The sequence below is a fragment of the Hyphomonas sp. genome (assembly GCF_018402285.1).
Taxonomy (GTDB): domain Bacteria; phylum Pseudomonadota; class Alphaproteobacteria; order Caulobacterales; family Hyphomonadaceae; genus Hyphomonas.
Window position 1 is genome coordinate 912,948 of the sequence record NZ_JAGYJH010000003.1, and the last position, 23,426, is coordinate 936,373.

The 23,426-nt window shown below is 63.7% G+C and carries 20 protein-coding genes and 1 pseudogene; 13 read left to right on the top strand and 8 right to left on the bottom strand.

Features of this window, described 5'->3' with window-relative positions; genetic code table 11:
* Positions 1 to 42: 42 nt before the first annotated feature.
* Positions 43 to 2,445 carry an ATP-binding protein gene (locus tag KG722_RS07025; RefSeq protein ID WP_213271040.1) on the top strand — a complete coding sequence of 801 codons (2,403 nt, stop codon included), beginning with the start codon at positions 43 to 45 and terminating at the stop codon, positions 2,443 to 2,445.
* Between the two features lie 3 nt (positions 2,446 to 2,448).
* On the opposite strand, the gene KG722_RS07030 is transcribed toward KG722_RS07025, so the two are convergent.
* From KG722_RS07030 to KG722_RS07050, 5 genes are all read right to left on the bottom strand, one after another.
* Positions 2,449 to 3,048, bottom strand: coding sequence for a histidine phosphatase family protein (locus tag KG722_RS07030; RefSeq protein WP_213271042.1), 600 nt, complete (start codon positions 3,046 to 3,048; stop codon positions 2,449 to 2,451).
* 3 nt (positions 3,049 to 3,051) lie between these two features.
* Entirely contained in the window at positions 3,052 to 3,864 is an 813-nt protein-coding gene (locus KG722_RS07035; protein ID WP_213271044.1) for a 3-deoxy-manno-octulosonate cytidylyltransferase, read from the bottom strand.
* A gap of 19 nt (positions 3,865 to 3,883) precedes the next feature.
* Positions 3,884 to 4,330, bottom strand: a complete 447-nt coding sequence (locus tag KG722_RS07040) for a hypothetical protein (protein ID WP_213271046.1) — start codon at positions 4,328 to 4,330, stop codon at positions 3,884 to 3,886.
* 145 nt (positions 4,331 to 4,475) lie between these two features.
* On the bottom strand, positions 4,476 to 6,506 hold the full coding sequence (locus tag KG722_RS07045; protein ID WP_213271047.1) for a M56 family metallopeptidase: 2,031 nt from the start codon (positions 6,504 to 6,506) through the stop codon (positions 4,476 to 4,478).
* Positions 6,503 to 6,868 (bottom strand): BlaI/MecI/CopY family transcriptional regulator, encoded by a 366-nt coding sequence (locus KG722_RS07050; RefSeq protein WP_213271048.1) that lies wholly within the window; start codon positions 6,866 to 6,868, stop codon positions 6,503 to 6,505. Before KG722_RS07050 ends, KG722_RS07045 begins: the two co-directional genes overlap by 4 nt.
* 357 nt (positions 6,869 to 7,225) lie before the next feature.
* Here KG722_RS07050 and KG722_RS07055 point away from each other — a divergent pair, with 357 nt between their 5' ends.
* Positions 7,226 to 8,203: an alpha/beta hydrolase gene (locus KG722_RS07055; protein WP_300998287.1), complete on the top strand. Its 978-nt coding sequence runs from the start codon at positions 7,226 to 7,228 to the stop codon at positions 8,201 to 8,203.
* Positions 8,204 to 8,396: 193 nt separating this feature from the next.
* Here the strand turns inward: KG722_RS07055 and KG722_RS07060 are convergent, their stop codons facing one another.
* The gene (locus KG722_RS07060; RefSeq protein ID WP_213271049.1) at positions 8,397 to 8,855 is read right to left on the bottom strand and encodes a MarR family winged helix-turn-helix transcriptional regulator; all 459 of its coding nucleotides are present in this window, start codon (positions 8,853 to 8,855) and stop codon (positions 8,397 to 8,399) included.
* 95 nt (positions 8,856 to 8,950) lie between these two features.
* On the opposite strand from KG722_RS07060, the gene hppD reads away from it, so the two are divergent.
* The 5 genes and pseudogenes from hppD (at position 8,951) to KG722_RS07085 (ending at position 13,130) form a co-directional block, all read left to right on the top strand.
* Positions 8,951 to 10,051, top strand: a complete 1,101-nt coding sequence (gene hppD, locus KG722_RS07065; protein ID WP_213271050.1) for a 4-hydroxyphenylpyruvate dioxygenase — start codon at positions 8,951 to 8,953, stop codon at positions 10,049 to 10,051.
* A pseudogene (locus KG722_RS07070) lies at positions 10,051 to 10,603 on the top strand (VOC family protein). Before hppD ends, KG722_RS07070 begins: the two are co-directional and overlap by 1 nt.
* Before the next feature lie 111 nt (positions 10,604 to 10,714).
* Complete coding sequence (locus tag KG722_RS07075; RefSeq protein ID WP_213271051.1) at positions 10,715 to 11,725, top strand: fumarylacetoacetate hydrolase family protein; 1,011 nt, start codon at positions 10,715 to 10,717, stop codon at positions 11,723 to 11,725.
* A 71-nt stretch (positions 11,726 to 11,796) separates the two neighbouring features.
* Positions 11,797 to 12,504: a CoA transferase subunit A gene (locus KG722_RS07080; RefSeq protein WP_213271052.1), complete on the top strand. Its 708-nt coding sequence runs from the start codon at positions 11,797 to 11,799 to the stop codon at positions 12,502 to 12,504.
* The gene (locus KG722_RS07085; RefSeq protein WP_213271053.1) at positions 12,504 to 13,130 is read left to right on the top strand and encodes a CoA transferase subunit B; all 627 of its coding nucleotides are present in this window, start codon (positions 12,504 to 12,506) and stop codon (positions 13,128 to 13,130) included. The genes KG722_RS07080 and KG722_RS07085 overlap by 1 nt, the downstream gene beginning before the upstream one ends.
* A gap of 117 nt (positions 13,131 to 13,247) precedes the next feature.
* On the opposite strand, the gene carA is transcribed toward KG722_RS07085, so the two are convergent.
* Entirely contained in the window at positions 13,248 to 14,426 is a 1,179-nt protein-coding gene (gene carA, locus KG722_RS07090) for a glutamine-hydrolyzing carbamoyl-phosphate synthase small subunit (protein WP_366910175.1), read from the bottom strand.
* Positions 14,427 to 14,569: 143 nt separating this feature from the next.
* Between carA and KG722_RS07095 the strand changes: the two genes are divergently transcribed.
* The 6 genes from KG722_RS07095 (at position 14,570) to KG722_RS07120 (ending at position 22,569) form a co-directional block, all read left to right on the top strand.
* Positions 14,570 to 15,064, top strand: coding sequence for a GatB/YqeY domain-containing protein (locus KG722_RS07095; protein ID WP_300998289.1), 495 nt, complete (start codon positions 14,570 to 14,572; stop codon positions 15,062 to 15,064).
* 121 nt (positions 15,065 to 15,185) lie between these two features.
* On the top strand, positions 15,186 to 15,953 hold the full coding sequence (locus KG722_RS07100) for a PRC-barrel domain-containing protein (RefSeq protein ID WP_213271055.1): 768 nt from the start codon (positions 15,186 to 15,188) through the stop codon (positions 15,951 to 15,953).
* Positions 15,954 to 16,093: 140 nt separating this feature from the next.
* Positions 16,094 to 17,644, top strand: a complete 1,551-nt coding sequence (gene dnaG, locus KG722_RS07105) for a DNA primase (protein WP_300998290.1) — start codon at positions 16,094 to 16,096, stop codon at positions 17,642 to 17,644.
* 411 nt (positions 17,645 to 18,055) lie between these two features.
* The gene (rpoD, locus tag KG722_RS07110) at positions 18,056 to 20,056 is read left to right on the top strand and encodes an RNA polymerase sigma factor RpoD (protein WP_213271056.1); all 2,001 of its coding nucleotides are present in this window, start codon (positions 18,056 to 18,058) and stop codon (positions 20,054 to 20,056) included.
* Between the two features lie 403 nt (positions 20,057 to 20,459).
* A complete protein-coding gene (locus KG722_RS07115) occupies positions 20,460 to 21,359 on the top strand; it encodes a class I SAM-dependent methyltransferase (RefSeq protein WP_213271057.1) in 900 nt (299 codons plus the stop codon).
* 421 nt (positions 21,360 to 21,780) lie between these two features.
* Positions 21,781 to 22,569 carry a transglutaminase family protein gene (locus KG722_RS07120; protein WP_213271058.1) on the top strand — a complete coding sequence of 263 codons (789 nt, stop codon included), beginning with the start codon at positions 21,781 to 21,783 and terminating at the stop codon, positions 22,567 to 22,569.
* On the opposite strand, the gene KG722_RS07125 is transcribed toward KG722_RS07120, so the two are convergent.
* Entirely contained in the window at positions 22,566 to 23,417 is an 852-nt protein-coding gene (locus KG722_RS07125; RefSeq protein WP_300998291.1) for an alpha/beta hydrolase, read from the bottom strand. The two genes, KG722_RS07120 and KG722_RS07125, sit on opposite strands and share 4 nt — an antisense overlap.
* Between the last annotated feature and the right edge of the window lie 9 nt (positions 23,418 to 23,426).

Here is a 23,426-nt window from a genome sequence, read left to right on the forward strand (position 1 = left end):
AGGCTGCCCCATTCCCGGAAGTTGCAGGCGTCAGGCGTCACATTGGCAGGTTCGCAGGCCCGATCTCATCTCAAACCAGCGGCTGCCGCAGACGATGCGGCGGCGAAGGCTGAGGCACGCCGCCTGCGCGTTCTGGTGCCGCTGATCCTCGGGCTTCTGGCCCTCGCCCTTGGCCTCAAGGCCTGGGACGAGCGCCAGCGGGCCGAAGATACCCGCCTGGGCCAGATCGAGAGCGAAGCCCGCCATCTGGCAAGCCGCATCGAGGCGGCCTCGAATGTCGCCATCACCGCCATCTCCATCGCCGAGGGCGGCAGCGTGCCCCGCGCCGAAACAGCGAGCCTCACCCCCGGTATCGACGCCATCATCACGATGAGCGACGCTTCGCAGTCTCCCGATGGCTCCCGCCTCGCCGCGGCCGCCACTGCGGCCGCTGAGATGATGGAGGAGGGATCCCTGATCGGCCTCTCCAGCCAGGGCGACCTTGTTTTCCTGACGGCGCTGGACGCCCGCAATCCCGTAATCGCTCTCACCCAGTCCCGGAAGGTGATGGCAGAACCTGGCCTGGGCGCGCGGATCACAGTGAGCGGAGAGGGCAGTGTCTTCGGCTTTGGCGATCACGCCCTTGGCGCCGCCGCAGCGGCTGCAGACATCCAAACGCCCCGCGTGACCACAACGGGCGGCGTGCGCGCCGCGTCCGCCTGCGCGCCCGTCGGTGAGAGCGCGGTATCTGTCTGCGTGAGCGTGGCCCAGCCCCTGATCACCCGGGCCGACCTTCTGAGTTTTGCGATCTTCGCGTTGCTGGTTGCGGCGCCGACCTTCACCCTGCTCGGCCTTTCCCGCCGCCTTTCCCAGCGCCAGCGCGAAATCGCCATCCAGGAAACGCGCAATGAAGAGTCCGACCGCATCCTCGGCCTCGTCATGCGGGGCGCCCGCGCGGGCTATTGGGAATGGTATCAGGATGCCAATGCCCTGTTCCTCAGCGAGGGCGCGGCTGAACTTGTCGGCATGATCGATCCTGGCCGCGTATCGCTGGACGAACTCCTCCAGCGCTGCCCGGTGGAGAGCCGGGGCTATGTGAAGGAAGGCTTCACCAAGGCCCGCAGCATCGGCTGGGTGCACCTCACCTTCATCGCCCAGACGAGCCCGCTGCGCTGGATCGAGATGCGCGGAAGCCTGTCGAGCGACCCGGTCACCGGCACCACGGTCTTTGGCGGCATTATGATGGACGCGACCGAACGCAAGCAGGCCGAAGACCGCGTCAAGACCGCCGAGCGGCGCCTGCGCAACGCCATCGAGGGGTTCAACGGACCCTTCGCCCTCTGGGACACCCGCAAACGGCTGCTCTACTGGAACCGCGCCTTCGCCATCGATTTCGGCCTTCAGGATACGCTCCGCCCCGGGATGAGCCATGACACCGTCGTCATCGCCCGGGCCGGCGCCGTCGCCCAGGAACGCCAGTCCGAGCAGGACGCGCGCACCACCCTGATCGCCCTGCGCAATGGGCGCTGGCTGAAGATGGTCGAACGCGCCACGCCCGATGGCGGGCTGATCACGGTCGGCATCGATGTGTCGGAAAATGTCCGCAACGAGGAAGAGCTCAGAAAGCAGAAGGAAAAGCTGCGCCGCGCCGCCCTCGACCTGGAGCGCTCCGAAGGCCATTCCAGCGAGCTCAGCCGGAAGTATTCGGATGAGAAGGAAAAGGCCGAACGCGCCGCCCTCGCCAAGTCCGCCTTCCTCGCCAATATGAGCCATGAACTGCGCACGCCGCTCAATGCCGTCATCGGCTTTTCCGAGATCATGACCAATGAGCTTGCCGGCCCGCTGGGTGATCCGTCGTACAAGGAATATGCCAAGGACATCCTGATGTCCGGCCAGCACCTTCTCGACATGATCAACGACATCCTCGACATGGCGAAGATCGAAGCGGGCAAGATGACAATCAGTCCCCAGCCGATCGATCCGGTTGATCCGGTCGATGCGGCGATGCGGATGATCCGGCGCAAGGCGGAAGAGAAGGCGATCAATCTGGTGCTGGACGCCCAGCAGAACCTGCCCGACATTGACGCAGATCACCGCGCCATCCGGCAGATGATGCTGAACCTCCTGTCCAACGCCATCAAGTTCACCGATGCCGCCGGCACGATCACCGTACAGGTGGAGCAGCGCGGGACCGACATCTATTTCGGTGTCACCGATACCGGCATCGGCATTCCGCCCGAAGATCTGCCGCGCCTGGCGCAGCCCTTCGAGCAGGTGAGCAAGACCAAGGACCGCAACCATGAAGGCACCGGTCTTGGCCTTGCGCTGACCAAGTCCTTTGCCGAGATGCATGGCGGCCGCATGATGCTCTCCTCGATCTATGGCGAGGGCACGACCGTTGCCTTCGTTCTGCCCATCGGCGGCCCTGCGGCGATCCGTTTTGATATCCGGCGCGACGTCGCCTGATCCCTAGGGCCGCTGGTTCCAGCTGAGCAGCTGGCTGCCCGAGCCTGTGACCAGCAATTCGCCCCAGGCGCCGGTCTTGAGCTTCCGGTCGATGCCCTCGGGCACCTTGTCGACCATATCGGGAAGGAAGCGCGCAATGCCGTTGGACGTCACGACCAGCGCGTTGGCCGTTTCGGGCAGGGATGCCGTGCGTGCCAGCAGGGCGCGCCAGCCGGCCCGGATAAGACCGGGATCAACCAGCCAGCCCGGCGGCGGCGTTCCGTCCCGGTCCCAGGCTTCCAGCGCAGGGCCAAGGCGGGCAGCGACGATGTCCTCCGGCTGGTTTTCGTCCGGGCCATAGTCGATCTCGGTCAGGAAGGGGGCAATCAGCAGGGCTGGGCTATCGGTCCGCTCACCAAGGATTTCCCGGGCGGTCTGGCGCGTACGCGTCAGGGTCGAACAGAGCGCGGCAGAAAAAGGGGTCCCGGAAAAATGCGCCGCAAGTTTTTGCGCCTGTTCCTGCCCTGAGACAGAAAGCGTCAGATCGGTGCGCGCGCCGACGCGCGTGACGGTGTCGCCCTTGTCGAAGGTGTTGCCATGGCGGACGACATAGAGCCGGGCCATCGCTCAGGCCAGGTCCGGTTCGCCAAGCTCCAGCACGAGGCGTTCGGCAAGGGCAATGTCTTCGGCGGTATCAATTCCGGGAATGGCGATCCGGCCGGGCGTCACTTCCACCGCCTGCACGCTGAAACCGTTCTCGATCAGGCGCAGCTGCTCAAGGCCCTCGAGCCGCTCATAATAGCTTTCCGGGATGGCACAGTAGCGCCGCAAAGTATCCAGCCGAAAGCCGTAGAGGCCGACATGCTGGCACACCGGCGAGAGGTCATTGAGCTTGCGCAGCTCCGGTTCCTTGCGGATGGCCGGCAGGATGTTCTTTGAAAACCAGATGGCGCGGCCCTTGGGATCCTTGACCAGTGTGGTGCCGGAAAAGGGCGTCTGCGCCTTGTGGCCGCGCAGCTGGTCGAGCGCGGCCCAGCTCAGCCGGATATAGGGCGTGGCCGCGTCCGCGCCGGAGGTTTCCAGTGCCCTGACGACGGCGACCACATGCCCGACCGGGGTAAACGGCGCGTCGCCCTGCAGGTTGACGACAAAGTCGGGGCTCATGCCGAGCCCGTCGACGGCGGCCAGCGCGCGGTCTGATCCCGATGGCAGGGCCGGGTCTGTCATCACCACATTGATCTTCTGGTCCCGGCAATATTCCAGGATACGGGTATCGTCGGTGGCGACGACAAACTCGGCGCCTTTGCCAAGGGTGTCGGCCGCGCGGCGGGCAAGGCCTGCCACCCGGCTGACCATGGTCTTGCCGGCGATCTTGGCGAGCGGCTTGCCCGGCAGTCGGGTCGAGCCGTAGCGGGCGGGAACAACGATCAGGGTCTGCATGTCGGTCAGGCTCCGCAGGTCAGGGACGCTGGCCGGACTGAAGGCCGTCTTCAGCCTGCATGACCTGCACCAGCGCCAGGATCGGGGCGACCCATTGCAGCGAGGAGTCCGGAACGCCTTGCCTGCGGAGGAATTCGGTGAAGGCAGGCACGAAGTTCTCATGCCGGCCGCATTGCCCGATCGCCGCGTTGAGCTCCGGAACGACCCCCGTTTCAAAGCTGCGGGCAAAGCGCTGGATGTCTTCGGCCCTGGCGGCGAGCAGGATGCTCTGCACGGGGTCGACCTTGCCGTCCTCGCGGGTCAGCCGGCGCAGATCGTTGACGAGGCCGCGGTTCTCCAGGGCGAACTGGCCGAGAATCCGGTCGGTCCGGTACTGCACCCATTCGGTCGTGCAGGGTTCAGGCTGGGTGGCGCAGGCGCCGAGCGAGGCGAGGGCCATCGCCGCAAGGGCAGAGCGGATGAACATTCAGAAGGCCTCCCGGGAACTTTGATGACCGGGACACTAGCCCTATCCGCAAGGTGAGGCAAAGCAGTGGTTCAGACAGGTTGCAGCCCGGCGAGGGGGAGACGCCGGGCTGCGCAAGAGGAGGGTGTTTCGGGTTCTGGCTCCTCTATTCGTCGGCGCCCTGCAGTTCCTTCGCTGCGCCCGGCGCTTCTGGCGCTTCCGGGGCGGCGGGGGTTTCGGGGGGAGGTGTCCCTTCAAGGGTGAAACTGTGCGTCCGCCTGGTCCCGTTGGAGAAGATGAAGGTGCGCTTGCCCTGGGCAGACTGAGCGAGGAATTTGGCTTTCTCCTCATCGCTCAGCCCGGGATTGGAATTGATGAAGGTCACAGTCTTTGCCTCCCGCAGGACTTCCGGGCCGCCGGCGACACAGGCGAGCTTGACGCTTTCCCCCTCTGCGACCTGGCGTTCCACGATACGGGTTTCCCCGTCTGCGAGGGTCAGCCCGGCGCACTCCTCGACCATCTCCGGGATGGCCCGGGTGCGCCCGGCGATCTTTGCCTCGAACGCGTCGCCATAGAGGCGCTCGACTTCGGTTTCGATCCGCTCGGCATTGGCCTCGATGCGGCGTTCGATCGCGAGGATGCGGGCTTCATCGGCGGCTTCCCAATGCGCTTCCAGGGTCTCGGCGCGGCGTTCGATTTCCGCTTCCATCGCTGCGGCCCGCGCTTCGATGTCGGCAGCCTTGGCTTCCATGCGGGCTTCAAAGCTTTCGGCCCAGGCCTCGATCTCTGCGTCCGACATGCCGGCGAAGTTCATGCTGAGGCTCTCAAAGGCCGCTTCGGTGCCGAGGCCGGCGCCCATCAGGGCAAGCTCGGTGCTGAGGCGGGTGATCTCTTCAAGGTCCTGGCCTTTGCCCATTCTGAGCACCTTCACCCGGACGTCCTTGTCGGCGAGGTCTGCGGCATCAGCAGCGATGTCGAGCGTCATCTGATGCACGTCAGGCGGCAGGGGCGGATTGGGAATGAGGCCCCTGACCGGATCAGAGAGCAGCACGACCTGGCGGTTCTCGATCTTTTCCCCGTCCAGCCACAACGCGCCGTTCTGTATTTTCAGGTCCTTCTTCGCGGTCTCGCCAGCGGCGGCAACAGAGGCGGTGCCAACAAGGGCGGTTGTTCCCAGAAGGAGCGCGGCGCCAAATCCGATCCAGCGGCGGCGGGTGTCAGGAGCAGGATAGGACATCAGTTTCAGTCTTTCTTTCAGGGCATGGGTCAGGGGCAGGCTGGTCGTCAGGGCGATGCGGGCCGGCATCTGCATGCGGACGGCCTTGACCAGCGTGGCGCCATAGGCGTGCGGGCTGGCATGGCCCCGGCGCAGGACATCGGCGTCGCAAGCCGCTTCCTGATCGGTGCGGAACGCCTGCCGGGCGATGTAGGCGAGGGGATTAAACCACATCAGGGCAACGAAGATCTCCGAGGCCTGAAGCGCCCAGAGGTCGCCGCGCTTCACATGGGTGAGTTCATGGGCAAGGGCGGCGCGGGCTTCGGCGCGGGTGTAGTCCTGCTCAAACCAGGCCGGCAGGACGACCGCCGGGCGCAAGAGGCCGGTAACAAAGGGGCCGCTGGAGATCAGGCTGGTGACAACCCGCGGCATGCGTTTGAGACCGGCTTCGCGGGCAATCTCGAGCGAGAGGCTGGCAAGGTCGCCGGTGACAGGCGCGCCTTCCCGCTCGACGATCGCCATGAACTGCATGTGCGTGCGCAGGCTGCGCAGGAGCACCCAGGCGGCGCCGGTGAGCCAGATGGCGAGCGCGGCGAGACCGGCGATGAGCAGGAGGTCTGGCGGGCTGGCGGCATGGAGTTCCGGGGCGGTCGGGGAAACCATTGCGGGCGCCTCAAACGCAGAGGGCGGCGCGGCGATGCCTGTTTCTGCCGGCAGGGAGGCGGCGTGACCGTCTGTCCAGGCGGCCGCTTCGGGCTCGGCGGCGGGCATCTTCAGCCAGCTGAAGAGTGAGACCTGATGCGGCAGCGGCGGCAGCAGCAGGCGCGCGACCGGCAGCAGCCAGAGGGCATAGGCGATGCCGGCGCCGAAATGGCGGGCAACCGGCTTGCGGATCGCCAGAACCAGAAGGATGAGAAGCGTCGCGGCGAGGACGGCTTCCAGGGCATGGGCCAGATAGGTGTCAGGAAGCTCGGCAATCATTTCTTCAGCTCCCCCAGAAGCTTTTCGAGTTCGGCGATATCGTCAGCGGTGAGGCCCCGCGTGTCGGCCAGGTGGGCAACCAGCGGCGCGGCGCGGCCGGAGAACACCCGGTCCACGAACTGGCCGGCGGCCGTGCCCTTGTATTCAGCCTCGTCAATGGCCGGGAAATAGAGATAGCGGCGGCCGTCCTCACGGGTGGTGAGGGCGCCTTTCTCGACGAGGCGGGCGAGGAAGGTCTTTACCGTGCGGACGTTCCAGTCCTTTCCGTCGCCCAGTTTCTCATGGACATCGGACGCGGCGAGGCCCGGCTCGGCCCAGAGAATGGCCATCACTTCGAGTTCGGCGGCTGAAATCTGCATCATCGCTCCTTCCCATAGACTACATGCGTGGTCATTACGGATGACTACAAGCGTGGTCAATAGGGCGAAGATGAATTCGGCGTAAGCTGCCTGTCAGGCGCCCATTGCGGCGCCGCGTCCCTTCTATTCCGCAGAACGCTCTTGTAGGGTTTACCAAAGACCGGGCTGTTAACCGGCCAGATGCGTGTGGAGTAGGTTCGTGATGAAACCCGGCCAGTTGATTGCGCGATCCGCCAATATGCGGAATGTGGACAGGGAAGGGGCCGGGCGATGCGGTCTGACCAGCAGAGACGGCGACCGGGAGGCTGACGGGATGGCATCTTTTGAGGCAGCGACAGCCTGTGGCGGGGACACCTGCTGATGCGCCGTTTCCGGGAAGAGATGAAATCGGGCGGCGAGATGACCGGGATCGAGTTCGGCGATCCGATCAAGCCGTTTGCCGCCATCTGGCTGCACGCGACCGGGTTCAACGCCATGACCTATCAATCGCTGCTGGCGCCATTGGGCCTGCGGGCGCGGATCGGCGCGCTGGACATGCGCGGCCATGGGCGCACGACGATCCCGACCAAGGGCGGGCTTTCCAGCTGGAACCGCTACCGCGATGACGTGATCGAGTTCCTGGAGAAGGAAGCCCCGCAGGGCGTTGTGCTGGGCGGGCATTCGATGGGCGGCTGCGTGGCGCTGCTGGTGGCGGGCAAGCGGCCCGACCTTGTAAAGGGGCTCGTGCTGGCCGATCCGGTGATCCTTGCCCGGAAGACCTATTTCTGGAACCATGTGTTTCCCCCTTACAACTGGCTGTTTGCGCGCAACAGGATGGCGTCGCGTGCGAAGAAACGCCGGGCCGAGTTTGGCTCCTTTCCCGAAGCGCTGACCTCCTATAATGGCCGCGGGGCGTTCCAGACCTGGCGGGAGCCGTTCCTGGCAGATTATCTGCTGGACGGGATCGACCGGGTGGACACCGGCCCGCAGGACGCCGAGACCCAGCGCTGGGCCCTGACCTGCACGCCCAAATGGGAAGCCAGAACCTTCGGCGCGCAGCGCCACAAGCCCTGGGCGGCGCTGAAGAAGGTGCGCAAGAAGAAGATCCCGATCGTCATCATGCGGCCGAGCCGCGACTCGGTGATTTCCGACAAGGTGCGTGCCCAGATCATCCAGCAGAACCCGTCGCTGATGATGCGCGGCATTCGCGGCACGTCGCACTTCCTGCCGATGGAAGCGCCGTATGAAATCCGCGACCAGCTCTCAGCCTTCATTGCGCGGCTGGTGGAGCGGTTCACGCTGGAGGAAGACGCGCCGGTCGAGCGCGGCCTGCGCCAGCGCCGGCGCCGGGCAGGCTAGGCGCGCTTGCGCCAGCACGGCAGCGGGAATTTTGTTGGATAGGGCTGCGCCGTTGGAGGTTGTTGCCGAAAGATCCGAAAGAACTCCAACGGCCATCCCGAACCAAAAGAGTGCCACCTCCGGTCATTTCCGGACCGGCGAGGTCCATTCCCGACATTCCCGGTCGAACCCGGCCACTTCCGGCCAGAAGCGGTCACCAGAGGTCGCGGTCGGGGCAGGCGGCCCTGGCGAGTTTGATCATCAGGCGGGTGAGCTCCGCCTGTTCGGTCTCGGAGAGGGCGGAGACGAGCTGGGCTTCTTCGGCTTTGGCGAGGGGGACGATGAGCTTGTAGACATCGGCGCCGGCGGGGGTGAGGTAAAGGTTGGCGCGGCGGGCGTCGTCTTCGGAGGGGCGGCGTTCGAGATAGCCGACTTCGATCAGGCCGGCGACGGCGCGGCTGACGGCGACCTTGTCCATCTGGGTGCGCTGGCCGATTTCTGTGGCGCTGATGCCGGGCGTGTCGGCGGTGACCGCCATGACGCGCCATTGCCAGATGGAGAGGCCAAACTCCCGGTCATAAAGCGCGGCGATCCTCTGCGAGATGGCGTTGGAGAGGACCGAGAGACGGAAGGGCAGGAAAGTGGACAGGCGCAGGGGCGGCATATCGGACATGGGCAAACCGGTTTGAACCTTCTCTTGCAGGGGCGCATGGAATTAGTTACATATGAAACTATATATGTCCCACGTGCAATATGGAGCCTTTTGCCATGGCTGATCTGTTCGACAATCCCGCCGGCCTTGATGGATTCGAGTTCATCGAGTTTTCTGCCCCGGAAAAAGGCATTCTGGAGCCGGTTTTCCAGACAATGGGCTTTACGAAGATTGCCCGGCACCGCTCCAAGGATGTCGAGCTGTGGCGCCAGGGCGGGATCAACCTGATCACCAATTATGAGCCTAAATCGGCGGCCTGGTATTTCGCGCGCGAGCATGGCCCGTCGGCCTGCGGCATGGGCTTCCGCGTGACGGACGCCCGCAAGGCCTATGACCATCTGCTGGCGCAGGGCGCAGAGCCTGTGCATGTGGAGACCGGGCCGATGGAGCTGCACATTCCTGGCATTCGCGGCATCGGCAATTCGATCATCTATCTGATCGACCGCTATGACACCGGAGCCAATGAGCTCTCGATCTATGACATCGACTTTGAATATCTGCCGGGCGTGGACAGGCACCCGAAAGGCGCGGGTTTCAAGCTGATCGACCACCTGACGCACAATGTGTATGGCGGGCGGATGAAATATTGGGCGGACTTCTATGAGAAGCTCTTCAATTTCCAGGAAATCCGCTATTTCGACATCAAGGGCGAATATACCGGGCTGACCTCCAAGGCGCTGACGGCGCCGGACGGGAAGATCCGCATACCGCTCAACGAAGAGGGCAAGGGCGGCGGGGGCCAGATCGAGGAGTTCCTGCGCGAGTTCAATGGCGAGGGCATCCAGCATATCGCGCTGATCTGCGATGATCTCTATGCCTGCCATGACAGGCTCAAGACGATGGGCGTGCCCTTCATGACGGCGCCGCCGGCCACCTATTACGAAATGCTCGACGGGCGCCTGCCCGGGCATGGCGAGGATGTGAAAGGGCTGCAATCGCGCGGGCTTCTCATGGACGGGACGACCGAGGGCGGCAGCCCGCGTCTCCTCCTGCAGATCTTTGCGCAGGCGCAGGTCGGCCCGGTATTCTTCGAGTTCATCCAGCGCAAGGGCGACTATAAGGACGGCTTCGGCGAGGGGAACTTCAAGGCCTTGTTTGAATCAATGGAACGGGACCAGATCCAGCGCGGTGTTCTGAAGACTGAGGAGACGGTCTGATGGCCACACCAAAGCTTAGAGGCGTTCACCATGTCGCCTATCGCTGCAAGGATGCGAAGGAGACGGTGGAGTTTTATCGCAAGACGCTGGGCATGGATTTCCAGCTCGCCATCGCGGAAGACCATGTGCCTTCCACCGGGGCGTATGATCCGTACATGCACATTTTCCTCGATGCCGGGAATGGCAACGTGCTGGCCTTCTTCGAGCTGCCCGAGCAGCCGGAAATGGGGCGCGATCCGAACACGCCGGTCTGGGTGCAGCATATTGCGCTGCGGCTGGGCAGCCTTGAGGAGCTGAATGCGGCCAAGGCGCATCTGGAGAGCCTCGGCATCGACGTGCTCGGGCCGACGCATCACGGCATCTTCAAATCGATCTATTTCTTTGATCCGAACGGGCACCGGCTGGAACTGGCCGCCGACATCGGCACGCCCGACCAGATGGCACAGCTGAAATCGCGTCGCCGAGCCGATGATCGAGGAATGGAGCGCGACCAAGAAAGCGCCCCGGCATGCCGCGTGGCTGCATGAGAAGATTGCGGAAGAAACGAAGTAAAAGCTTCCAACTCACCGCTTGCAAAGAATTCAGAGGGCGCGCACCTTCGCGCCAATACCTTCTCAACAGGGACGTTGGGGGGCACAAAAGATTTGAGAGGAAACCTTCCAGATGAAGCTCGCCACCCTGAAGAACGGCACCCGTGATGGACGACTTGTCGTCGTCTCGAAAGATCTGACGCGGGCAACGGACGCGGCGCGGATTGCGCCGACATTGCAGGCGGCGCTGGATAAGTGGGAGATTTATGCGCCCCAGCTGGCCATGCTGGCCGAGCAGGTGGAGCTGGGCTCTGTGCCGACCTTCCGCTTTCACGAGCATGACGCGATGAGCCCGCTGCCGCGTGCCTATCAGTGGGCGGACGGGTCGGCCTATATCAACCATGTGGAGCTTGTGCGGGCGGCGCGGGGCGACAAGGTGCCTGAGAGCTTCTATTCCGATCCGCTGATGTATCAGGGCGGCTCGGACGGGTTTCTGGGCCCGCGCGACGCGATCCCCCTGAAAGACGTGGCCTGGGGCTGCGACATGGAAGGGGAGGTGGCGGTGATCACCGATGATGTGCCGATGGGCGCGAGCGAGGCGGAGGCCGCTGGGCTCATCCGTCTGGTGATGATCTGCAATGATGTGTCCTTGCGCGGGCTGATCCCCGGGGAACTGGCCAAGGGGTTCGGATTTTTCCAGGCAAAGCCTGCAAGCGCGTTTTCGCCCGTGGCGGTGACGCCGGATGAACTGGGCGAGGCCTGGAAGGATGGCCTGGTGCATCTGCCGCTGCGGGTGGATTTCAATGGCAAGCCGTTTGGCCGCGCGAATGCAGGCGTGGACGCGACGTTCAGCCTGCCGCGCCTGGTGGCGCATGCGGCCAGGACGCGGGCGCTTGTAGCAGGGTCGATCATCGGGTCGGGCACGGTCTCCAACAAGGATGAAGGCGGCGGGGCGGGCAAGCCGGTCGCCGAGGGCGGGCTGGGATATTCCTGCATCGCGGAGATACGCATGATCGAGACGATCCGGGACGGGGCGGCGAAAACGCCGTTCATGAAGCCGGGCGACACCGTGCGCATCGAGATGTGCGACGCGAGCGGGCATTCGATCTTCGGGGCGATCGAGCAGACGGTTGAAGCGGTCTGATATTCAACAGGTGTTGAATTTTGGCGGCGCCTGAGGCATTCAGGGCGCCGGAACAAGGAGAGACGGGCCCGATGGCAAGCAAGGTCTACAAATCTGCGAAGGAAGCCCTTGAGGGGCTGACCTTTGATGGCATGACAGTGATGGCGGGCGGCTTTGGCCTGTGCGGTATTCCGGAGAACCTGATCCTGGCGCTGCGCGATTCCGGCGCGAAGGATCTCACGGTGATTTCCAACAATGCCGGGGTGGATGATTTCGGTCTCGGCCTGCTGCTGAAGACGCGGCAGATCAAGAAGATGATCTCGTCCTATGTCGGCGAGAACAAGGAGTTCGAGCGTCAGTATCTCTCCGGGGAGCTGGAGCTGGAGTTCAACCCGCAGGGTACGCTGGCCGAGCGGTGCCGGGCCGGAGGCGCGGGCATCCCCGGCTTCTACACCAAGACCGGTGTCGGCACGATTGTCGCCGAGGGCAAGGAACACCGCGCGTTCAATGGCGAGACCTATATCCTCGAGACGGGGCTTGTGGCTGATCTTTCGATCGTGAAGGCGGAGAAGGCCGATACGCAGGGCAACCTCGTCTTCAACAAGACGGCGCGCAACTTCAATCCGCCCATGGCGATGGCGGGCAAGGTGACGATTGCCGAGGTCGAGGAGATTGTCCCGACCGGCGACATAGACCCCGACCATATCCATCTGCCGGGCATCTTCGTGCAGCGGATCGTCAAGGGCAGTTTCGAGAAACGGATTGAACAGCGCACCGTGCGCAAGCGGGGGAGCTTCTGATGCCCTGGACACGTGATGAAATGGCGGCGCGCGCCGCCAAGGAACTCCACGACGGTTATTATGTGAACCTCGGCATCGGCATCCCGACGATGGTGGCCAACCACATTCCCGAGGGCATGGATGTGACGCTGCAAAGCGAGAACGGCATGCTCGGCATGGGTCCGTTCCCCTATGAGGGTGAGGAAGACCCTGACCTCATCAATGCCGGCAAGCAGACGATTACCACGCTGGAGCGGACGAGCTTCTTCGACTCGGCGACAAGCTTCGCGATGATCCGGGGAGGGCATATCAACATTGCCATCCTCGGCGCGATGGAAGTGGCCGAGAACGGCGATCTCGCCAACTGGATGATCCCCGGCAAGCTCGTGAAGGGCATGGGCGGCGCGATGGATCTTGTGGCCGGCGTGAAGCGGATCGTGGTCGTGATGGATCACGCCAACAAGGCGGGCGAGAGCAAGGTGCTCAAGGCGTGCACGCTGCCGCTGACCGGCAAGGGCGTGGTCGACCGGATCATTACCGATCTTTGCGTGATGGATGTGGTTGAGGGCGGGCTGAAGCTGGTGGAGCTGGCGCCGGGCGTGACTGAGGACGAGGTTCGGGCGAAGACTGAGGCGAAGCTGGTTTAACGGCTCAGTACTGTTAGTCGAGCTGGAGCTCGCGGCACTTGTGCCTGCGTGGTGCCTGCGGGGCGCCGTACCTGGATGTCCGTATAAAGAAAAAGGCCGCCCTCGGGCGGCCTTTTGTTAGTTTCCGCGATAATCCCGCATCAGGTCGGCAAAGCGCTGGAAGAGATAAAAGCTGTCCTGGGGGCCAGGTGAGGCTTCGGGGTGGTGCTGGACCGAGATGATCGGTTTGCCTTTGACCGCGAGGCCGGAATTTGTGCCGTCAAACAGCGAGCGGTGGCTTTCTTCCACGCCCGGCGGAAGCGTGTCCGGATCAACGGTGAAACCGTGGTTCATCGAGACGATCTCGACCTTGCCGGTGGACAGGTCCTTGACCGGATGGTTGGCGCCGTGGTGGCCCTGCGCCATCTTTCTGGTCTTGGCACCAAGGGCGAGACCGAGCAGCTGGTGGCCAAGGCAGATGCCGAGGATCGGCCGGCCGGAGGCGACGAGGGTTTTGATCATCTCGCCGGAACGCTCGAAGGTGGCGGCCGGGTCGCCGGGGCCGTTGGCGAAGACGATGCCATCGGGTTTCAGGGCGAGGACTTCCTCAGCGCTGACATTGCCGTTGACGACCGTGGTGCGGGCGCCGGCGCTGGCGAGATTGCGCAGGATGTTCTTCTTCACGCCGAAATCGATGACGGCAACGTGGAATTCAGCATAGGGGAGGGCGACCTGATGGCCGGTGGCGGCCTGCCAGAGGCCTTCGGTATGCTCGAAAGGGGCTTCCTGATCGACGACATCGGCAAGGTCTGCCCCGTCCAGGCCTTCCCAGCTCTTCGCCAGCTCGACGAGGGCGGCAAAGTCGATCTTGCCGTCCGGCTTGTGGCAGATGGCAGCCTTGGGCATGCCCTTTTCGCGGATGCGCCTGGTCAGCGCGCGTGTGTCGACGCCGGAGAGGCCGATGATGCCGCGCTTTGCGAGCCAGGCGCCGAAATCTTGCGTCGAGCGCCAGTTGGAGGGGGGGGTGATGGGTTCGCGGAAGATGGCGCCGCGGGCGGCATTGGCCGCTTCAGGGGTCGATTCTTCCTGATCTTCCGGATTGGCGCCGACATTTCCGATGTGCGGGAAGGTAAACAGCACCAGCTGGGAGGCATAGGAGGGATCGGTCAGGATTTCCTGATAACCGGTTATGGCCGTGTTGAAGCAGAGCTCCCCCACCTTTATCCCTGTTGCACCGGCCCCGAAACCCGCGAAAATCGTACCATCTTCAAGGGCCAAGGCACCGGTGGCTGAGTCCATATCTTGATTCCTGCTCATGGAAGATATACCTCTCGCCGCTGGCCAGTCTGGTTGACGCCGTTTTAACCGGTCTGGCTAAAACTCGGCCGCTTATTGGGGCTGTCTCTGCGCACCGTCAAGCAAGGCGAGTATCGCGGAGTGTAGAAAGGCACAGGACCGGCATGGGCCGCGAAGATTTGACTGCCTGTATGGGTCTCAAGACCCGTATCCTTCAAGCTCTCAGGGACGAATCTGCCCGGACGCAGAACGAGACGCGGCTGAACACGCTGCGCCTCGTCGAATGTGCGATCCGGGACCGGGATGTCTGCGCGCGCGGGCGGGGCGAGGGCGAAGGTTGCCCGGACACCGACGTGCAGCGCGTGCTCCAGACGATGGTGGCCCAGCGCGAGGAAGCCGCCCGCGAGCATGAAGAAGAAGGCCGGATCGAAGAAGCTCTGCGCGAGCGCGACGAGATTGCGATCATCCAGGCTTTCCTGCCCCAGCCGCTGGCCGGCAAGGCGCTCGATATTGCCGTCAAGCAGGTGGTCGATGACCTCGGCGCGTCCAAGCTCAAGGATCTTGGCCGGTGCGTGACCGAACTGAAGACGCGCTATCCCGGCCAGATCGAAGCGGCCAGCGCCGGCAAGGCCGTGCGCACCGCGCTAAGTCAAGGCTGACAACCCGACTGAACAAAGCTGCCACTCTTCTTGCCGGGAGTCTGAAAAGACGGAAAGGTATCGGAACAAGTGGGGCCCGGGTCCGTTGATGAGGCATGTAACCTCTGAAAAGGACACAGCCATGAAAACACTTCTCGCTACTGCCAGTGCGTCCATCCTGCTGCTCGCTGCCGGCGCATGCTCGGATGCTGACGCGCCAAATGAGAGAGCCGGCTACGACAATAATGGCCAGGTTCAGACGGAAGCTGTCATCAACGGCGACACGGTCACAGTTGACACCGCCAATTCGGGCTATGACGCCGATCTTGACGTAAACGCGTCAACACGGACCGAATACACACTTGCTCAGGGTGAAATGGAAGCGTCCGATCTTATCGGCGCCCCCGTTCGCAACGGAACGGGTAAGGATATTGCCACGGTTTCGGACATATTCTTCGGCCGCGACGGCAGCGACCCGCAAATTCTGGTCCGTGACGGCGGTATCGGCGGTCTCGGCGGCGATCAACGCGTCGTGGAATTCGATACAACGAGGATCACCAATCTGGAAGGCGATGAACCCGAAGTCTTCATCCAGATTACGCAAGCCAGCCTTGAGATGCTGCCAGAGTATGAGCAGGAAGAACTGAACGACTATCGTCTGGCTTCCGAGCTGATTGGCACCATGTCATCGGTCAGCTTCAGCGATGATCAGGCGCGGTTGAACGATCTCATCATCACCCAGACCGGTGAACTGCGCTATGCGCTCATTTCGCCGGGCATGTTGCCCACCGAAAACATCGTGATGGACGCCGATACGATCACTGTTGCCCAGGGTGACGGCGACGGCGAGGTTGTCATCAATACAGATCAGGCCGCCTTCGACGCCGCGCCGATCTATCGCAGCGAGTAATCCCCTGTCGCCAGACCATCGAGGGTCCTGCCGGGAGGCGGGGCCCTTTTTTCGGGCGCGCATATCGGGCCTGATCGTATTTTCGGGGGAAATGCCAATCTCCGTTCCCCGGGCGGGATCAAAGGTGGTATCCTCAAGGCATGACGACTTCCCCAATTCGCATTCCCGATGGCTTCGTTGACGAGCTGAAGGCCCGCATCCGGCCTTCGGACGTGATAGGGCGCAAGGTGAAGCTGACGAAGAAGGGTAAGGAATGGGTCGGCCTCTCCCCGTTCACGGCCGAGAAGACGCCAAGCTTCTATGTCAACGACCAGAAACGCATCTTCAAATGCTTCTCCTCCGGCATGGGCGGGGATGTGATCAATTTCGTGATGGAGACCGAGCGGCTTTCCTTCATGGAAGCGGTCGAGAAGCTGGCCGAAGAAGCCGGCATGGCGCTGCCCAAGGCGAGCCCTGCGGCGGTAGAGGCGTATGATCACAGGAAGCGCCTGCAGGCGGCGTGTGAGGCGGCGGCGGCGTTCTTCGAGGAGCGGCTGCGTTCGACCGAAGGGGCCGGCGCGCGCGCCTATCTGGAGGGCAGGGGCCTGGCCGCGCCCGGCTGGCGGAATTACCGGCTGGGCTACGCGCCGGACGACTGGCGGCGCACGCGGGCGCATCTGCACGGCCTTGGCTTTACCGATGGCGAGCTCCTGGAAGCGGGCATCATCAAGGAAAACGACAAGGGCGGGGAGCCCTATGACGCCTTTCGCGGGCGGCTGATGTTTCCCATTCCTGATTCGCGGGGCGGGATCATCGCCTTCGGTGGCCGGGCACTGCAGCCCGACGCCAAGCCTAAATATCTCAACTCCGGCGACACCCCGCTCTTCCACAAATCCGATGTGCTCTATCGCTACAAGGCGGCGCGCGAGGCGCTGGGGCATGGCGAGGGCGGCGGGCTGATCGTCTGCGAAGGCTATATGGACGTGATCGCGCTGTGCGAGGCGGGGTTTGGCAATGCCGTTGCCCCGCTTGGCACGGCGCTGACCGAGGAACAGCTGCAGCTGATCTGGCGGGCGGGGCCTGAGCCGGTCATGTGTTTCGATGGCGACCGGGCGGGGCTGGGCGCGGCCTATCGCGCGCTGGACCGGGCGCTGCCTTTTGCCGAGCCGGGGCGGTCGGTGTTTTTCGTGCTGCTGCCCGACGGGATGGACCCGGATGACCTGATCCGCGCGCGGGGGCCCGGCGCAATGAGCGAGCAGCTGGCGGGGCGGCTCCCGATGTCGGAGCTGCTCTGGCGGCGCGAGCGGGACGCCGAGCCACTGGATACGCCCGAGCGGCAGGCCGGGCTGGAAGCGCGCCTGATGGCGGCGTGCGGGCACATCCGCCATTCCGGCGTGAAATCAGCCTATGAGCGGGATTTGAAGTCGCGCCTTCGCGATCATCTCTGGCAGTTGCGCGAGGCAAAGCGGGCGGCGAGCTATCAGAACCGCCCGGCGCGGGGCGGGGGACGGCCCGGTTCGGCACAGATTCCCTCAGGCGGCGAACCGGCCCAGGAGGCGCTGCAAGCAGGGGGCGCGCGAGAAGATTGGCGGGCTGAGCCTGGTCCTGCGCGCGATCGACAATCCGGGCCTTCTTTCCATCGGGGCGGAGATGCTGGCGCAATGTGCCCTTGCGGACGCGGATGTCGCTCGCCTGCGCGATGCAGTTCTTGACCTGGCAAATGACGGAATCCCCATTGACCGCGGGACAATCACCGCCCATCTAGCGACTTCTGGGAATATACGTGCTGCCGGCTTGCTCAAAGATTATCCCGCTACGCCTCAGATAGTGACCAATGGGTCCGAGGCTCGGGAATGGCTAATCGCTCTGGAGCAATATGTGGCGATGCGGCGTTCCAGTGACCAGGAGACGGGCTCTGGCACGGATAGTGCGAGCGCGGACCCTACGTTGTCTCCGCAGGAATGGCGGAGGCGGCATCAAATGGTCGCGGAACGTAGGGCCCTGAAGGCCCGTATGAACGAGGCATCCAGCAAACACAGCGATAGCTGAGCTGAACGGTAAAGCGACAGGCACTGGCACGGCAGCTTGCGAGGCTGCTGGTCCGGACGGGAGATAGCTGAGACATGGCGACAGCCACCAAGAAGAAAAAGAATACAGCTGGTGACGGCGAGGGCGAAGACGACAAGGACAACGAAAGTGGTCTGGTCGATTTCAACGCCACAGACGTCAAAAAGGTTCTGAAACGCGCCCAGAAGCGCGGGTTCATCACCCATGACGAGATCAACCAGCTTCTGCCCGACACGGACATGAGCTCTGACCAGATCGAGGACATCATGTCCCAGATTTCGGAAATGGGCATCGCCGTGGTCGAGACGGAAGAAGAAGCCGAAGAACAGGGCAAGGCCCTGACCAAGATCGAGGACAAGAAAGTCGTCGCCAAGAAGGGCAATGCCCGCGGCAGCGACCGGACCGACGATCCGGTGCGGATGTATCTGCGCGAGATGGGCGCGGTGGAGCTCCTCTCCCGTGAGGGCGAGATCGCGATTGCCAAGCGCATCGAGGCCGGCCGGGACGCGATGATCCGCGGCCTGTGCGAAAGCCCGCTGACCTTCGAGGCCATGATGGTGTGGCGCGATGAGCTCATGAACGAGCGCATCCTGCTGCGGGACCTGATTGACCTGGAAGCGACCTATGGCGCGGAAAACCCGCCGCCCGAGCCCAAGCCCGTTGAAGAGCGCCCGCCCGAACCGGCGACGCCTGTCAAAGGCAAGAAACGCTCGGCTGAAGAGGTCGACGAGGTTGAGGCTGAGCGCATGCGCCAGCAGCAGCAGGAAGAGGAAGAAGAAGACGACGCGGTGGCGATGTCGATGTCGGCGATGGAAGGGGAGCTGCGCGAAGGCGTGCTCGCCAAGCTCGACGAGATCGCCGAAGCCTTCAGCCGTTTCCGCAAGCTTCAGGACCGCCTGCTGACCCGCCGGATCGAGGGCAAGGACCTCACTCCCAAGGCACAGGGCGAGTATGACGAGCTGTCGCTGCTGATCGTGGAAAATCTCAAGACGATCCACATCAACAACAACCGCATCGAGGCGCTGGTCGAGCAGCTCTACGCGATCAACAAGAAGCTTATGGGCCTTGAAGGCAAGCTGATGCGTCTGGCCGACGCTCATGGCGTGCCGCGCAAGGAGTTCCTGCAGAACTATATCGGCAGCGAGATGGAGCCCGACTGGGCCGAGCGCGTCCGCGAGATTTCCGCAAAATGGAAGCGGATGGTCGATGGCAAGGGCGAGGAAGTCCAGGTCGTCCGCGACGAGATTTCCGAGATTGCCCAGGAGATCGGCATTCCGATCGACGACTTCCGCCGGATCGTCCAGACCGTGCAGAAGGGCGAGCGGGAAGCGCGCATCGCGAAGAAGGAGATGGTGGAAGCCAACCTCCGCCTCGTGATCTCGATAGCCAAGAAATACACCAACCGCGGCCTGCAATTCCTGGATCTCATCCAGGAGGGCAATATCGGCCTGATGAAAGCGGTTGATAAGTTCGAGTACCGCCGCGGTTACAAATTCTCGACCTATGCCACCTGGTGGATCCGTCAGGCCATCACCCGCTCCATCGCGGACCAGGCCCGGACGATCCGTATCCCGGTGCACATGATCGAGACGATCAACAAGATCATCCGCACCCAGCGCCAGATGTTGCACGAGATCGGCCGCGAGCCGACCCCGGAAGAACTGGCTGAAAAGCTGGGTCTGCCGCTCGAGAAGATCCGCAAGGTTCTGAAGATCGCGAAAGAGCCGATCTCGCTGGAAACCCCGATCGGGGACGATGAGGATTCAAACCTCGGCGATTTCATCGAGGACAAGATGGCGCTGCTTCCGGTGGACGCGGCCATCCAGTCGAACCTGCGCGAGACGACGACCCGCGTGCTTGCCTCTCTCACCCCGCGTGAGGAACGCGTCCTGCGGATGCGCTTCGGCATCGGCATGAACACCGACCACACGCTGGAAGAAGTCGGCCAGCAGTTCTCGGTGACCCGCGAGCGTATCCGCCAGATCGAGGCCAAGGCGCTGCGGAAGCTCAAGCATCCGAGCCGGAGCCGGAAGCTGCGAAGCTTCCTGGATACCTGATCCAGACAAGAAGGGCGGCCTGAGGGCCGCCCTTTTCAGCGGCGGGTTTACATGGGCGGAAGGATTATTCCTTGCCACCGAACTTGGCCGCCGAACCTGAAGGCCAGCGAGAGCGACAGGCTCGTCAGACTGCCATCTGGCGAAAAGTTTTTGTCCGGTGACGCGCCGCGGGCGGTCGACCGTCGAGCGCGCCGGGATCAGCAGCTTAATCAGCAACCATTCCTCATCGGTGCGCTCGCTTGCACAGCCCAGCCAACGTCTGTCATGATGGCCATCGGTATTGTCAGTCCATGGTGTTGTGCTTTTTCGCAGTCCCGACAACCCAAGGGATTTGAAAGTCGCTGAAATCACTCAGCTTAGTTTTCGGTTGGGTTCTGAGAAATTCGAAGGGCAAGAGGCAGGCATGCAGAAAGTTGGCGACGCAGGGGCGCTTGCCTGGTCCAGCTACTGGGCGTCCGGGCAACAGGACAGTTTCTTCCGGCGCGGCAAGCCGCTGGAGACCAGTGTCTACTGGACGCCGTTCTTCGATATGGTTCCGGAAAAGGCTCGCCTGATTGACCTTGGGTGCGGCGCGGGCGCGCTGACCCGGCTGGCGGTTGCCCATCCGCGGTCTTTCAGCGTCGTCGGGGCCGATTATGCGGCAAGCCTGCCGGACGTCCCTGGAGCGCGTCTCGACCCGGGTGTCCGGATGGAAGCGCTCCCCTATGAAGCCGGCAGCTTTGACGTTGCCGTTTCGCAGTTCGGCATCGAATACTCTGACATGGCGCAAAGTCTCAGCGAGGTGGCGCGTGTGCTTGTGCGCGGTGGCTGGTGCGCATTCCTGATCCATGCGCGCGAAGGGGCGGCTGTGGCGGCCGCGCAAGCCAAGGCAGTCGCGCTCGCAAAGCTGCTTGAGGAGGACGGCCTGGTTAGGGCGGTTGAGCTGTACGGCGCCGCTCTGAGGCAAGCGAAAACGGCGCCGCCGAGCCCTGAGCCGGTCGCGGCGGTATTTCGCAGGACAGCGCCTGTCGCGACTGATGAGGCGTCCGCCTGGGCCGTTCAGTTCCTCTCAGAGGTCATGCGGAATGCACTGCGCTTTGAGCCAGCCTATGTCATCAACAATGCCGGAATCGTGCGAAATGAGCTCTCCGGGCAATTGCAGCGGCTGGAGCTCATGATCGCGGCGGCGCGCAGCGAGACCAGGATGCAGGAACTGGTCGCGCAATCAAACACTGTCGGCCTGGAGCAGGCGCAGATAAAGCCGGTTGTGGATATCGGCGGCGACCATATCGCCTGGTGGTTCAGGGGCGTGCGCGGCGCTTGAGCTGGTTCTCCGGGGCCACACGTGTCCGGGACCGGATCCCTGCAGCCATCTGCTGAAGGCCGCCTCAGGCGCGAGGGTTGCTGTAAATTCAGTGATGTTTCGGTCAAAGGGCGCTGCAACGGGCCCCCGGTCATTCAGAACACAGACCATGTGCCAGGTGGCGTTGGGCCGGCGACAGAAGGGCTGGAGCAACGGGCGCTTGCTGTGCAACATAGTTGGCGGCGTTAAAGAAGTTCCAGCAGGCGTCCGTCGGGGTCAAGCGCGCCTGTAGGCAACCCATGGCGTTTCCGGCAATCACAGGGCGGGCCTTTTCTTTCGGCGCCATTTCAGCCACTTAGCTATGCATCGAGGGGGACGCGCCAGATGGCCGGGCGCGCGCTTTTCGGCGCTCACCCCATCCAGTCAGTCAGGACGCCCTTCCATGCGCGTGAAGATCGATGCTCTGCTTGCTTATCATTTTGCCCGGCGCGCCGATGTGCTGCTCTCGCTCGAGGCGATCCGGACGAGCGATCAGCAGGTTGTTTGCGACCTTCTCTCGGCCCGTCCGGAGAGTGGGCTGACCCTTGCCGAAGGCCCCGAGACGCTCGGCGAGACGCTCGGGCGCCGGCGATGGCTGGAGGCAGAGGGAGATGTAACGATTTCCTATTCGGCGCTGGTGGATGTCTCGCGCGGGCCGGTCAATCTCGCGGGCCTGCGCGTGCCGGCGCGGCGGGACCTGCCTTATGATGTGATCAGCTATCTTATGCCGAGCCGGTATTGCGACGCCGAGAAGCTGACCTCGTTTGCCGAGGAGGCATTCTCCGGGCAGGAGGGCGGGGACCTCGTTCTGGCCATGTCGGACTGGATCTTCTCGAACTTTGAATATGCGCCCGGCGCCAGCAATGAGACCACGACGGCCACCGATACCTTCCTGATGCGGCGGGGCGTCTGCCGGGACTTTGCTCATACGCTGATCAGTTTCTGCCGCGCGATGGGCGTGCCCGCGCGGATGGTGTCGGCCTATGCCCCGGCCATTGAGCCGCCTGATTTCCATGCGGTGGTGGAGGTGTGGCTCGATCATGCCTGGCACCTGATCGATCCGACGCGGCTGTCGCGCGAGGAGGAGCTGGTCCGCATCGCCATCGGGCGGGACGCGACTGATATCAGCTTCATGACGATCTTTGGCACAGCTGAGCTGCGCGACCAGCGGGTGGCGGTGTCGGTGGTCTAGCGACCCGAGTTGAGGAAAGCGATGACTGCCTCGGGCAGGGCAGGGTCGCCGACGGCGGTGAGGTGGTTGCCGGTGAGTTCGGTATACTCTGCCCCCGGAATGATTTCGGCGAGCCTCGGACCCGAGCCATTGTCGAGGTCGTCCTTGCCGGTGAGGACGAGGACGGGGAGGTCGAAAGTCTCCAGCAGGTCGCGGCCGGTATAGAGGCGCGAGGAGAGAGCGCCGCGATAGCCCTCCAGCGATCCGCCGGTGGCTCTGGCGCGGGCCAGCATGGCCCTGGCGGCGGGCGTGTCGTCACCTCTGACGGCCGCGTCGAGAGCGGCGCGAAAGGCGGTGTTGCGGTCGGTGTTGGTCTCGTCGGCCGCCGAGTCCCCGATGCCGCCGAGGACAAGCCGGCCGGCGCCGCGCGAGAGCAGGTGGTAACGCAGCGCGCTGAGCGAGCCCATGGAATAGCCGACCACCGCATAGGGCTTTTGCGCGAGATGTTTCATCAGGGCGATCTGGTCCCGGGCGATCGCGTCCCGGGGCCAGCCGGCCTCCGGGGCAATGTAAGACGAGGCGCCGTGGCCGCGCAGGTCCGGCGCAATGACCTGGTAGCCGGCGGCGGCAATCTTCTGCGCGATGCCGGGGCCAAACCAGTTGATTTCCGCATTGCCGCTGAAGCCGTGGAGCAGCAGGACCGGCGGGCCTTCGCCGAGGGTCTGGTAGCTGATCGGTGTGCCATCAAAGGAATTGAAGGCGTGCGTGGCGGGCGCGGTCATGGCAGGCTCCGTCAGGGGCAGCGTTGCGCAGGCTGGGGGCGCCATCATCGCCGTCAAGGCGAGGAAGAGGGCGGCGAGGCGGCGCATGGGCGGGTG

Bases quoted from the DNA above. Each gene is read 5' to 3' on its own strand.
- KG722_RS07035 (WP_213271044.1), bottom strand. From the start codon at position 3,864: ATGCAGACCCTGATCGTTGTTCCCGCCCGCTACGGCTCGACCCGACTG.
- KG722_RS07060 (WP_213271049.1), bottom strand. From the start codon at position 8,855: ATGTCCGATATGCCGCCCCTGCGCCTGTCCACTTTCCTGCCCTTCCGT.
- KG722_RS07100 (WP_213271055.1), top strand. From the start codon at position 15,186: ATGAAAACACTTCTCGCTACTGCCAGTGCGTCCATCCTGCTGCTCGCT.
- carA (WP_366910175.1), bottom strand. From the start codon at position 14,426: ATGAGCAGGAATCAAGATATGGACTCAGCCACCGGTGCCTTGGCCCTT.
- KG722_RS07055 (WP_300998287.1), top strand. From the start codon at position 7,226: ATGCGCCGTTTCCGGGAAGAGATGAAATCGGGCGGCGAGATGACCGGG.
- hppD (WP_213271050.1), top strand. From the start codon at position 8,951: ATGGCTGATCTGTTCGACAATCCCGCCGGCCTTGATGGATTCGAGTTC.
- KG722_RS07115 (WP_213271057.1), top strand. From the start codon at position 20,460: ATGCAGAAAGTTGGCGACGCAGGGGCGCTTGCCTGGTCCAGCTACTGG.
- KG722_RS07120 (WP_213271058.1), top strand. From the start codon at position 21,781: ATGCGCGTGAAGATCGATGCTCTGCTTGCTTATCATTTTGCCCGGCGC.
- rpoD (WP_213271056.1), top strand. From the start codon at position 18,056: ATGGCGACAGCCACCAAGAAGAAAAAGAATACAGCTGGTGACGGCGAG.
- KG722_RS07075 (WP_213271051.1), top strand. From the start codon at position 10,715: ATGAAGCTCGCCACCCTGAAGAACGGCACCCGTGATGGACGACTTGTC.
- KG722_RS07050 (WP_213271048.1), bottom strand. From the start codon at position 6,868: ATGATGCAGATTTCAGCCGCCGAACTCGAAGTGATGGCCATTCTCTGG.
- KG722_RS07040 (WP_213271046.1), bottom strand. From the start codon at position 4,330: ATGTTCATCCGCTCTGCCCTTGCGGCGATGGCCCTCGCCTCGCTCGGC.
- KG722_RS07095 (WP_300998289.1), top strand. From the start codon at position 14,570: ATGGGCCGCGAAGATTTGACTGCCTGTATGGGTCTCAAGACCCGTATC.
- dnaG (WP_300998290.1), top strand. From the start codon at position 16,094: ATGACGACTTCCCCAATTCGCATTCCCGATGGCTTCGTTGACGAGCTG.
- KG722_RS07045 (WP_213271047.1), bottom strand. From the start codon at position 6,506: ATGATTGCCGAGCTTCCTGACACCTATCTGGCCCATGCCCTGGAAGCC.
- KG722_RS07085 (WP_213271053.1), top strand. From the start codon at position 12,504: ATGCCCTGGACACGTGATGAAATGGCGGCGCGCGCCGCCAAGGAACTC.
- KG722_RS07030 (WP_213271042.1), bottom strand. From the start codon at position 3,048: ATGGCCCGGCTCTATGTCGTCCGCCATGGCAACACCTTCGACAAGGGC.
- KG722_RS07080 (WP_213271052.1), top strand. From the start codon at position 11,797: ATGGCAAGCAAGGTCTACAAATCTGCGAAGGAAGCCCTTGAGGGGCTG.
- KG722_RS07125 (WP_300998291.1), bottom strand. From the start codon at position 23,417: ATGCGCCGCCTCGCCGCCCTCTTCCTCGCCTTGACGGCGATGATGGCG.